5 protein-coding genes are annotated in these 13,227 nt (G+C 41.2%); 4 read left to right on the top strand and 1 reads right to left on the bottom strand.

Translation table 11 applies throughout. The features are described 5' to 3' along the window. The 3 genes from WAA15_RS23030 to WAA15_RS23020 all read left to right on the top strand — a co-directional run bounded on the left by WAA15_RS23030 (nt 1) and on the right by WAA15_RS23020 (nt 10,233). Nucleotides 1-6,273, top strand: a complete 6,273-nt coding sequence (locus WAA15_RS23030) for a gliding motility-associated C-terminal domain-containing protein (protein WP_337045207.1) — start codon at nt 1-3, stop codon at nt 6,271-6,273. Between the two features lie 468 nt (nt 6,274-6,741). Continuing rightward, nucleotides 6,742-9,222, top strand: coding sequence for an OmpA family protein (locus tag WAA15_RS23025; protein ID WP_337045206.1), 2,481 nt, complete (start codon nt 6,742-6,744; stop codon nt 9,220-9,222). 90 nt (nt 9,223-9,312) lie between these two features. Then, nucleotides 9,313-10,233: an RluA family pseudouridine synthase gene (locus tag WAA15_RS23020; protein WP_337045205.1), complete on the top strand. Its 921-nt coding sequence runs from the start codon at nt 9,313-9,315 to the stop codon at nt 10,231-10,233. 5 nt (nt 10,234-10,238) lie between these two features. Here WAA15_RS23020 and WAA15_RS23015 read toward each other — a convergent pair whose 3' ends face one another. Further along, entirely contained in the window at nt 10,239-10,544 is a 306-nt protein-coding gene (locus tag WAA15_RS23015; RefSeq protein WP_337045204.1) for a DUF4286 family protein, read from the bottom strand. Between the two features lie 141 nt (nt 10,545-10,685). Here WAA15_RS23015 and WAA15_RS23010 point away from each other — a divergent pair, with 141 nt between their 5' ends. After that, nucleotides 10,686-13,205, top strand: coding sequence for a YfhO family protein (locus WAA15_RS23010; RefSeq protein ID WP_337045203.1), 2,520 nt, complete (start codon nt 10,686-10,688; stop codon nt 13,203-13,205). The last annotated feature ends 22 nt before the right edge of the window (nt 13,206-13,227 follow it).

Here is a 13,227-nt window from a genome sequence, read left to right as displayed (position 1 = left end):
TTGACAGCTAGCGGTTGCAACGCTACATTATCTTGGAGTACCGGAGCGACAGGTAGCAGTATCACAGTAAGTGCAGCAGGTACTTATCGTGCAACCTGTACCAACAGTTGTGGTAGCACAAATTCAAACAATATAGTAATTAGTATCATCAACAGTCCGACCTCACCAATGATTAGTGCCAATAAACAACAATTGTGCGGTAATGAGGTAGCTACTTTGATAGCAACGGGTTGTGGCGGTACAATCAAATGGAGTACAGGTGTAAGTGGTAGCAGTACAACGGTGAACACACCGGGGACCTACACTGCAAATTGTATAAATGCTTGTGGCACGAGTGAGCCATCGAACATTGTTACTATTTTCTCAGGAGGTACAGTAACTCCACCAGTAATAGCGACAACCAAGACAGAGCTATGTGGCACAGAAACAACAACCTTGACAGCGAGTGGTTGTAGTGCTACTATCAAATGGAACACCGGAGCAACCGGTAGCAGTATAGTAGTAGGTAGTGCAGGTACATACAATGCAGTTTGTGAAACAAGTTGTGGCACCAGCAGTGCATCGAATGTGATTACTATCAAGACAGGTACTTCGCCAGTAGCACCAGTGATAGCGGCAACCAAGACAGAGCTATGTGTGGGTCAGACAACGACCTTGACAGCTAGCGGTTGTAATGCAACATTATCTTGGAGTACCGGAGCGACAGGTAGCAGTATCACAGTAAGTGCAGCAGGTACTTATCGTGCAACCTGTACCAACAGTTGTGGTAGTGCTAATTCTAATATCATCAGCATTACTACGGGTAATATACCAAACGCGCCAACCATTGTAAGTAATAAGACGAGCATTTGTGGTAATGAAACAGCTACATTGACAGCCAGTGGTTGTGTAGGTAGTTTGTCATGGAATACAGGTGCAACAGCTAGCAGCATTGTAGCAGGTACAGCCGGAACATATACTGCAACCTGTATAAATACATGCGGAGCAAGTGCGCCTTCAAATCTGATTACGATTACAACAGGTATTCCATCAGCAGCGCCAACTATTACAAGCAGCGCAACTACCTTGTGTAGCAATGAAACAGCAACTCTGATAGCCAGCGGATGTAATAGTAATGTAGTTTGGAGTAATGCTTCAACGGGTACTTCAATTATTGTAAGCGTAGCAGGTACATACAGTGCCAAATGTGTTAATAATTGTGGTGAAAGTACAAGTAGTAATGTAATTATAATTAAAACACAGACTTCGCCAGTAGTACCAACCGTACAAGCAAATGCTACTACGATTTGTGGGTCACAGACGGCTACATTAATAGCTACGGGTTGTACAGGTAACTTAACTTGGAGTACAGGTGCCACAACAAGTAGCATTTCTGTAAGTGCTGCCGGAACTTACTCAGCAATATGTACAAATGAGTGTGGAGAAAGCCTGCCAAGTACAGGAGTTGTAATCAGAAGAAGCAGTTCTCCTTCTGCACCGATAATCAGTACAAACAAAACAAGTTTGTGCGGAACTGAAACAGCGATTCTCAGCGCAACAGAATGTTTGGGTACTGTTAACTGGAACAACGGTACAACAGGAACAAGTATTACCGTGAGCAGTGCCGGAACTTACTCAGCTACATGTACAAGTATTTGTGGAACAAGTAGTACTTCAAATATATTGACTATTAATTCAGGTGGAACACCATCTGCACCAGTTATTGCTGCTACAAAAACAAATCTTTGTGGAACTGAAACAGCTACATTGACAGCAACAGGTTGTGGTGGAACTGTAAAATGGAATACCAATGCCACAGGTAGCAGTATCACAATAAGTGTAGCCGGAACCTATACCGCTAATTGCATAAATAGCTGCGGTACGAGCCTAGCATCGAATGCGATTATTATTAAAACAGGTAATACTCCAACTACTCCGGTAATTACAACCAATAAAAATAGTATTTGTGCCAACGAAACAGCTACATTAACAGCAACAGCTTGCAATGGCTCATTAATCTGGAGTACAAATGCTACAACTACAAGTATCACAGTAAGTGTAGCCGGAACGTATACCGCTGTGTGTAGCAATGATTGTGGCATAAGTCCGACATCAAATGTAGTACTTATCAGTACAGGAACTAACCCAAGCGCGCCAAGTATCACAGCTAACAAAACTAGCTTGTGTGGTACAGAGACAGCAACGCTGACAGCCACCGGATGTAGCGGTACAGTTAGCTGGACAGGTGGAGCAACAGGCACGAGCCTCACAGTAGGCACAGCCGGAACATACACTGCAACTTGTACAAATAGTTGTGGTACAAGTGGCGTATCGAACGCGATTGTGATAACAACTGGAGGTACCCCAAGCGCGCCAAGTATCACAGCTAATAAAACTAGCTTGTGTGGTACAGAGACAGCAACGCTGACAGCCACCGGATGTAGCGGTACAGTTAGCTGGACAGGTGGAGCAACAGGCACGAGCCTCACAGTAGGCACAGCCGGAACATACACTGCAACTTGTACAAATAGTTGTGGTACAAGTGGCGTATCGAACGCGATTGTGATAACAACTGGAGGTACCCCAAGCGCGCCAAGTATCACAGCTAATAAAACTAGCTTGTGTGGTACAGAGACAGCAACGCTGACAGCCACCGGATGTAGCGGTACAGTTAGCTGGACAGGTGGAGCAACAGGCACGAGCCTCACAGTAGGCACAGCCGGAACATACACGGCAACTTGTATAACTTCATGCGGTACAAGTGGCATATCGAACGCGATTGTGATAACAACTGGAGGTAATCCAAGTGCGCCGCTGATATCTACAAATAAACCAAGTCTATGTGGAAGTGAAACCAGCATAATAACAGCTACTGGATGTAGCGGTACAGTTAGCTGGACAGGTGGTAGCACCGGAACAAGCATTACCGTAAGTACAGCCGGAACATACACTGCAACTTGTACAAATAGTTGTGGTACGAGCGGAGTATCGAACGCCGTCATAATTACGACTGGCGGTAATCCTGCTGCTCCGGTAATCAGTACTGACAAAACCAGCTTGTGTGGTACAGAGACAGCAACGTTGACAGCCACCGGATGTAGCGGTACAGTAACCTGGACGGGTGGTAATACAGGTACAAGCCTTACAGTAAATACAGCCGGAACATACACCGCAACCTGTACAAATGTGTGTGGTATAAGTGTCGCTTCTAATCAGGTAGTTATTACCACAGGTGGCACACCAAGCGCACCAACAATCTCTACCGAGAAAACAACCATTTGTCAGAATGAAACCACAACGTTAATTGCGAATGGTTGCAGTGGCGTAATTAACTGGTCGAATGGAAGTACAGGCAGTAGCATTGCAGTAAGTACAGCCGGAACATATACGGCAACTTGTACCAATGCTTGTGGCACAAGTGTAGCTTCAAATACAATTGCGGTTGTAATACAGGCGATACCTACGGCACCAATAATTACAGCTAATAAAACAAGTATCTGTGCTACCGAAACTGCAATTCTGACAGCATCGGGTTGTAACGGACCTATCATCTGGACAGGCGGTACTACTGGTACTATTCTGACAGTAAATAGTGCCGGAACCTATACCGCAGTATGCTCAAATGCTTGTAGTACAAGTGGGGCTTCTAATACAATAATTATTACAACAAAAACCGATTGTGGTACTTGTTCGGCAGTTGCACCGGTTATTACAGCTTCTAAAACAAATATCTGTAAGCCTGAAAATGTAACATTAACGGCGGCAGGTTGTAGCACAGGCACGGTTATCTGGTCAACTGGTCAGACGGGTACATCGGTAACCGTTAAACCAACAGCAACCACTCTTTACACAGCTGTTTGTAAAGAATCGAACGTATGTAGCAGCTCATTATCGAACGGTGTTCAGGTGAGAGTTGAAAATATACCACTGCCAAGTCTGGTTTGTCTGAAAGACTTTGTTTGTGATGGTGAACCAGTAGTAATCAAAGCAAGTGGTTGTGAAGGCATAGTTGTTTGGTCAACTGGTGCAACAGGTGCGAGCATCACCCTCATACCAGATAGTACTGTTAAATATACAGCTAAATGTAAAGTTGGCGAGTGTGAAAGTGGTATAACCGAGCCAGTAATGATTCCGTTCGGAAGCCCTAACAAACCATTTATCTCATGTAAAAAACAAATCTGTGCAGGCGAAAGTACTTCTCTAAGCGCAACAGGTTGTACAGGTATAGTGGTTTGGTCAACCGGAGCAACCGGAGCCGTACTAACAGTAACGCCAACAACAGAGTTCTCAACTTATTGGGCTAAGTGTCGTTCATTAAGTGGTAAGTGTGAAAGCGAGCGTTCAAACGAGGTAACCATTACAGTAGGTAAGCAGGCAACTGCTCCAACAGTAATAGCCGAAATCAGAAATGTATGTCCGTTCAACACAGCCGATTTGAATACAGCAATCCTGAGCGAAATCTCAACAGTAGGAGGACAGTTTGAATTCCATACTACTAATTCGCCATCATCACCGCTGATAACGAATCCGGGTGCAGTAGGTGCAGGTACATATTATATTTTTGAACGTACCGCCGCAGGATGTTACACAGCAGGTTCGGTAGTGAAAGTAACAATTACCAACTGCGAAGGTGGTGTGAATCCGTCAGCACCATTAGTTGATTTGGCAATCAGTAAAAAAGCAATGGCTGATAAAGTAGAACTGAATCAGGAAGTTGAATATAAAGTATGGGTGAAAAACGTAGGACAAACCAAAGCAACTGGTATTGAAGTGCGCGACATCCTACCATATAAACTAAGCTTCATGTCAGGTAGTGCAAATGCTACTTATACCAACGGAGTTGTAAGCCTGAAACTAGATAGCTTAAAAGCAGGAGATAGTACTTCATTCACTTACAAAACACGTGTAGTAGCGGGTGGTAAAGTAGTAAACAAAGCTGAGTTAGCTAAAGTAAATGAAGTGGATAACACATTTGCTAATAATGTCAGCGAGTATACTATCAATGACCCTGCTAAAGAAAGTGTATTGCTTGGTTTAAGTAAAGTATCAGGCACGCCTGTACTCAACGCCGATAGCACTTACCGCATACCATTCACTATCTATGTGAAAAATATGGGTAATGCAGATGCCACAGGTGTACAGGTGATTGATGACCTCGAAAAAGCCTTTGGTAACGGTGCGAAAATACTCAACGATACAGTGAAAGTAGTGGCAGACTCAGGTTTAGTAGTGAACCCTCACTATACCGGACGTGGCCTGCATAAAGAAATGCTAATCGATTCTTTAAGTACTATTAAGAAAGGTGCTACGGCTGCTCTACGCTTCAATGTGAAACTAGACCTGAAAAATGCAAGCACAGGGCAGTTCTACAATAAGGCTGAGTTAATCATTGATGGGCAGAAGAAAGAGGAGTCGACCGACGGTATTAACCCTGACCCTGACCACGATGGTGACCCAACTAACAATGGTGACCCAACACCAATTGAGGTTCAGATAGATATCAATAATCCGAACAACCCGAATGCTCCATTAATTGGCGTGTCGTTGTCGATTGTCGATTCACTCAAAATCGACCAGTTGAGTTACTCAGTTACCTATCTGGCTCTTGTGAAAAACTTAGGTAATGTTAAATTGACTAACGTACAGGTTTCAGATAGTATAAGTAAAACTTTTGCCGATAGCACAAGCTATGAAATGGTAGGTAAACCGTCGCTTGGTATCAACTCAACCTTGAAGTTGAACCCGAACTTTAATGGTAAAGAAGATGCTAATCTGTTAATTGCAGACACTACCAGCCAATTGGCAGTAAGCAAAATGGATTCAATCTTCTACACAGTGAAGGTCTACCATAATAACCATGCTGGCCCTTATCAGAGCTATGCTTATGCCAAAGCAATTGGTAATGGCTTGTATGTGTCTGACATATCGAATTCTGGTATGCTGATAAAACCGAACGAAACCTCACCGACTCTACTGACCTTCCCGATTAACTACGGCGAAGTAGTAATTCCTGAGGCGTTCTCTCCTAACGATGACGGCGAAAACGACTTCTTCAAAGTTAGTATTCCTAAATCGGCCAAGTTGTTATCAGGTAATATCTATAACCGTTGGGGTCATTTGGTGTACAAAGACAAAGACAATGTATTGACCGGAAAAGGTTGGGATGGAACCTCGAATCAGGGTATCAGATTCGGTAGTGAAGGTTTACCTGACGGAACGTACTACTACGCCATTGATTATGAACTAGGCGGAACCAAAGTACACAAAGTAGGATATATTACCCTTGCAAGATAAACGCTAACCCAGCTGATTAATTTAAACGGTGCCACCTTTCAAAACGATTTTTCTAATGAGAGGTGGCTCGTTTGTTTAAAGGCTGGCACGCCTAAAAAACTAAATGTATTATTAAACCAGTAATGAGCCATCGTTTATAATGAATCGTTCAGGTATTGGTAGTTACTTTTTTATAATGGGAAGATATAAAAACTAATAGTTAGCTGTTTTCTAGGAACCATATAACCACATAAAAAACAACTTATAATTTATTTGATTAGGATAGATAATTTTTTTTATAAATTTATAACTGATTTGAAATTAAAGGCAGGGAAAAAGCCTTTTTGAAGGCATGATTTTTGCACTAATTTCGTTAATGAAAAAAGCAGTCATTACGGGGCAGTACTATTAATGCTATTGAGGAAATTAATATTCTTATTTTGGTTTGCTACTTCTGCTTTTGTCGTATTTAGTCAAGGAACTCCTAAAGTGCTCCAGAAAGCGGATGCACAGTACGAGGCTTTGGGGTACGCAAAAGCAATAGAGTTGTATGAAACTGCTTTGAAAAAACCGAAGGGACTCACCGACGAAGAAATAGTAAAAGCCAAAATCCAACTGGCTTTAGCGTATCGGCAGGTAAAAGACTTTAATAATGCCGAACGTGTATTCAGAGATGTGCTGGGTGCGAATCCTACCCTCAAAGGCGAAGACATAAAAGCATACAGGCATTTTGCACAAGTATTAACCAGCAACGGAAAATACGATGAAGCCAATCAGTACTGGCAAAAATTTAACGAGTTACAGGAGCAAGATAAAAGAGGCGAGGAGTTTATAAAACTAAATAGTAACCGCGGTGCTTTAGAACGAAACGCAGGAAGCTATAAAGTCGACTACATAGGCATTAACTCAAGTAGTGCCGACTTTAGCCCCATTTATTATAAAAAAGGTTTGGTTTTTGTGTCAGGCCGTACAAATAGCTCAGGTATTAAAAGAGTTTTCAACTGGGATGCTTCCGCTTTCCTTGATTTATTCTATCTTGAAGATTTAAAAATGCTCGGAAATGAGTCGAGTGCTTCTGCTATCGGAACAAGCTCACAGTCTGCTCCACCGAAAAGTCCTTCTCCATCAAAAAAACTTGGCGACGATTATTATACTCCGCCTACTGCCAATGATAGCAAAGTTGTTGGCCGTAAAGGAAGCGACTACATTACTGGAAGTAAAGAACTTGACTATCAGGAAGAACCCTCTATTCCGACACAAAAATTCAGTAAGACCCTCAATTCAAAATATCATGAAGGGCCCTGTACTTTTTTTCATGATGGCTCTAAAATTATTTTTACCCGCAATAGCCAGAACGCAAACGGAGGTATTTTCGGTCAGAAAAAGAATACGGGTATTACACGCCTGAAATTATACATGGCTTCCTATGAAGAAAACGAATGGAGGAAGGTAAAGGAATTACCATTTAATAGCAACGATTTTTCTTGTGGACACCCGACCCTTTCTATTGATGATAAAATACTATATTTTGTCTCTGATATGCCCGGAGGGTATGGCGGTACTGACATCTGGATGACCCGCTACAATAATGGTGAGTGGACCAAGCCCGAAAATCTAGGAGCTAGTGTAAATACACGTGGCAACGAAATGTTTCCGTTTGTAGACGAACGTGGGAATCTCTATTTTTCTTCTGATGGGCATCCGGGTTTGGGAGGTCTGGATATTTTTTTCATTGCCATGAATACCGCCACAGGTTTGCCATCGGCTAAGGTCAGGAATCTGGGTGCGCCGCTTAATTCAAATCAGGATGATTTCGGTATCATTACAGACAGCGAACGTCGTGCAGGGTTTATTAGTAGCAATCGTAAACGCGGCGGGAACGACGACGATATTTATCGGTTCACCCGTTTAGGCTCATTGTATGGCTGCCGCGAACTGATAGTAAATATTTTTGATGCCGAAACTAAAAAGCCTTTCGACCGTATACGCTTCGAATATGAACTGAAGGCAGATGCCAATACCAAAGAGAGCGCAATTACCAACAATACCGGAACCATCAAGTTATGTCTGGAGGCTGATAATGAGTACAATTTTATTGTCAAACAGAATGGGTATCAGACAAACGTTGTCAGTTTTTCAAACAAAGATGCTTCAGATTATGAAGCCTCAAAACTGGATATATATCTGAAACGTGAGATATTAGCACCAGAAAAAACAAAAAAGAAACCTGATGAAGTAAATAAAGCCAATACTCAAGACGAAATTCTGTTGTCGAAAAGAAATAAAAATAATGTTTCAAGTATTTTCAGAGGGGTAGTAACGGCAGGCAAAGACAGTACGCCTATTGCAGGGGTAAAAATCAGGTTTATCAATCAATGCAATAATCAGGTGCAGGAAATGATTACCGGTGCAGATGGTTCATACGAATTTAAGCGTGACCTCGACTGTGATTATATACTGGAAGCGATTAAAGAGAATTTTGGAAAAACGTCAGAGATAGTCGAAAAAGTAGCCGAAAAACGAAGTCTTGCCAGTATTTTTAAGAAAAAAACACCAAAACCGAGTTTAGGGTCTTTGTTCGATACAAAACTTTATAAAGTGGGTGATGTAGTGAAACTCGATAACATATACTACGACTCGGAAAGTTATAAAATAAGAGGAGAAGCCGTTAGAGAATTAGAGAAACTGGTTAATACCATGCAGAAAAACCCTAACATGATTATCGAGATACGGTCACACACAGATACCCGTGGCAATGCACAGGACAACATGGCGTTGTCACAGTTAAGAGCGAACGAAGTGGTTAATTTTCTGGCAAAAAATGGTGTGGCACGTGCAAGAATGAAAGCCGTTGGTATGGGTGAAACCGAACCCGTAAATGGTTGTGGCGATGGCGTACAATGTACAGAAGCAGAGCATCAGAGAAACCGCCGTACTGAATTTAAAATCTTGTCAATTGAGCGTAAATAAGCTGTTTTGCACTAATCAGGCAAAATCTTCATGATTAATTCAAACCTTTTTTATAATTTGTAGCCTTTAGTTGAGTTAAGTCTGATACGCATGGTAAAAAATGATAAAAAAGGGAAACATCCACAAAGGGCTTTAAACAAGCCCACCGAAACCAAACTGGTAGTAAAAGAAGAAACAGAGTTATTGGTTTTTCTGCTTAAAAACATACCCAATAAAAGCCGTAATGATGTGAAAGTATTGCTGCGTGACAGGCATATTCTGTTGAACGAAAAACCTGTAACACAATTTAATTATCTATTAAAACCAGACCAAACAGTAACTATCAGGTGGAAAAAAGCCCCTGAAGAACAAAAATATAAAGGCTTATCAATTGTTTTTGAAGATGCCCACCTGATTGTAATAGAAAAACAAGAGGGGGTATTATCAATAGCTACTGAAAAACAGAAAGATAACACCGCTTACAGTATCCTGAGCAGCCATGTAAAAAAGCAACACCCCGCCAACCGCATTTTTATAGTACACCGCCTAGACCGAGAAACCTCAGGCTTGATGCTCTTTGCTAAAAGCGAACGTATACAGAAGCTATTGCAGGAGTCATGGAACGATACCATCGAAGAGCGTACCTATCTGGCTGTGACGGAAGGAACCGTCGAAAAAGAGGAAGATACAATTACCTCCTATCTGGTAGAAAGCAAGGCCTTAATTATGTATTCGAGTCAGAATCCTGCTATTGGGCAAAAAGCGGTTACGCACTATCAAGTTCTGAGAAAAAACGCCAGATATTCTTTATTAAAAGTGAATCTTGAAACTGGCCGGAAGAACCAGATAAGGGTTCATGCCAAAGACATTAAACACCCCATTGTAGGTGATGCCAAATATGGTGCAAAAACTAACCCTATCAATCGGCTGGGGCTTCATGCGTGGGTGCTGGCATTCACACACCCCATTACTAAAGAAAAACTACGTTTTGAGACCGAAGTACCATTTAAGTTTATGAAACTTTTTGAATAATCCATTTAGCTTATATCTTCCAGAAGCGTGCTGAACATCACAAATTTGCCATTAAAAAATACATTGTGGCGTTCTAGTAGCTGCTCTTTGTAGTTAATGTCAAAATTCAGGAAATCCTCCATGGTATTGAAATAAAACTGAAAAGAGTAGGTACTACCTCCGTTCTCTATTTCAGTAAGTAATTTTAAAACCGATGATTTTTTTGGAACGCCGGTTTGCATAACCATTGGTATAAAATTTGCCTTCATCCATTTTAACCAATGCTGGCTAATATTTGTGTCAACGTTAAACGTTATATTAAAAAGGAGCATTTAAATTGTATTTCTTAATAAAAGATTTACAAATTTCGGAAAGAAATTTGGTCTTATCCTTACCGAGTTTAATTTTTCTTTGCGTTCTTTGTAACCAAAACTTCCAGAGACAGATTTAATTTTTATTATATTCTTTAAAAAATGTTTAAAAAATTCGCCCCTAATCTTTTGGCAATCGCTGGTTTTGTTGTGATTAGTTTCCTTTATGCTTCACCTCTTTTACAGGGTAAGCGGCTCGGACTACACGATATTCAGATGGCTTCTGCTGCGGCAAAAGAATTGAATGATTTTCATAAACAGACAGGCGAGTGGGCCTGGTGGACCAACTCAATGTTTGGCGGAATGCCCAGTTTTATGATAGTAGGAGGTTACCCCAATAGCTGGTCTAGCTGGCTAGGAGCGGGTTTGTTAGATATTTTTCCTGTTCCTGCCAATATATTTATAGCCCTCATGATTGGCTTTTTTGTGCTGATGCGTGTGCTGAGAGTAAATATATGGGTTAGTTTCTTTGGCTCAGTGGCGTATGCCTTTGGTTCATATAATTTGCTGTTTCTTGAGGCAGGGCATATTTCTAAAAATATAGCTTTAGCGTTTGCGCCCGGAGTGCTGGCAGGTTTTATAGCAGTTTTCAGAGGGCGATACTGGTTAGGCATAGCCATAACAACCCTTTTTATGGGCTTAGAGACATACGCTAACCACCCGCAGATAACCTATTATTTGTTTTTCCTGCTGGGTTTCTATACTATTTTTGAAACCTATCTGCATGTTAAAAAGGGTAACTTCTCAGGCTTGCTAAAAGCCTACGCTATATTGTTATTATGTACGGCTATTGGTGTAGGAACACGCGGTATGTACCTGTGGAATACGCTGGTTTATACAAAAGAAACTACACGTGGCAAATCAGACCTGACGTTAGGGAATATTAACCGTTCGGTAGATGGCCTTGACAAAGATTATGCCTTCGGAAAAAATTATGCTTTTGGCAAAATAGAAACGCTGACTTTACTTGCTCCGAACTTTTTAGGTGGAGCGTCAGACACAGACTTGGGTACCAATTCAGAAACCTACAAAATGCTTATCAGACAAGGTGTTGATGATACTAACGCCAGACGATTCAGCGCAGGTTTGCCTATGTATTTTGGTCCGCAAGGTTATACTTCGGGTGCTAATTATTCAGGTATTATTATATTGTTCCTGTTCTTATTAGCCATGTTTATTGTAAAAGATGGCCTGAAATACGTATTACTGGCTACGTCTGTTATCTATCTGTTTATTGCATGGGGGGCATATTTTAGTGGGTTCAACTATTTTATGTTCGATTACTTCCCTTATTTTAATAAATTCCGTGATAGCAAAATGATTCTCACACTTTTGCACCTTTGTTTGGTAGCAGGTGCTATGCTCGGTCTTAAGAGAATCATTGACGGTAAATTGTCTTTTGCAGAATTGAAAAAGCCTCTTATGTACTCTTTGGGTGGCTTATTAGGTTTTATGATTATCGGATATTTTCTGATTGACTTCCGCTCGCCAAGCGATGAAGCACTCGTGCAGAATATGGCACAGGCCAACGGACAAGAGTTCGCAAATTCGTTTCTAGCGTCTATCATTTCTGACCGTCAGTCGGTAGTAATGAGCGATATTTTCCGTTCAGTCTTTTTATTATTGGGTGCGGCAGGGTTAATCTGGGCCTTTGCTACCCAGAAAATAAAGGCAAACGCTTTTGTGATAGTTATCGGCTTACTAGCTGCCTTGGATTTAATATTAATAGACAAACGCTATTTAAAAAACTCTGATTTCCGTCCGAAAATGGATATTAGCCAATCTTATGAGGCAAGCCCGGCTGATGAAGAAATCCTGAAAGACAAAGACCCTGATTTCAGAGTAATTGATTTGGCTACTAATCAAGGCTTCTGGTCCGATGCCAGAATTTCATACTTCCATAAATCAATAGGGGGGTATCATGGTGCTAAACTGAAACGTATGCAGGAACTCTATGAAAACGCCATGATAAAAGACGGCCGTTTGAATATGCCAATTCTGAATATGCTCAATACAAAATACTTTATTGCGCCGGGGCCAAATGGAGAACCTGTGGCACAAAGAAACCCCGAAGCACTAGGCAATGCTTGGTTTGTGAATGAGATAAAAGTTGTAAAAAATGCTGATGAAGAAATTAAATCAGTAAGTAATTTTAATCCTCATAATGTGGCCTTTGTTGACCAGAAATACAACAGTTATCTTAACGGAAAACTACTTAAACAAGATACCACCGCAACCATTAAATTAACAGATTATAAGCCTAATGCGTTAACTTATGAGTCGAATTCGGCTTCAAATCAGGTCGCAGTATTCTCAGAAGTATATTACAGAGGTAACGAAGACTGGAAGTCTTATGTTGATGGCCAAGAAACACCGCATTTCCGTGCTAATTATGTACTAAGGGCAATGGTTGTACCTGCCGGAAAACATAAAATCGAATTCAAATTCCAGCCGAAATCTGTGGTAGTTGGTAATAAAATTGATTTGTTTTCTTCAATTGCCTTCGTATTGTTAATTATTGGCGGCTTGGTAATGGAGTTTAGAACCAATAAATCGGAGAGTAAGCCGGAGGAAGAAACAAGCAGTAATGAAGGTAATGCTAAAAGCAAGTACAAGAAATAAACAACGCACTCATTATAATTTA

This window comes from Emticicia sp. 17c (genome assembly GCF_037153985.1).
Classification (GTDB): Bacteria; Bacteroidota; Bacteroidia; order Cytophagales; family Spirosomataceae; genus Emticicia.
Note: the sequence above shows the minus strand (reverse complement) of the source record. Positions and strands in the feature narration are given on the sequence as shown.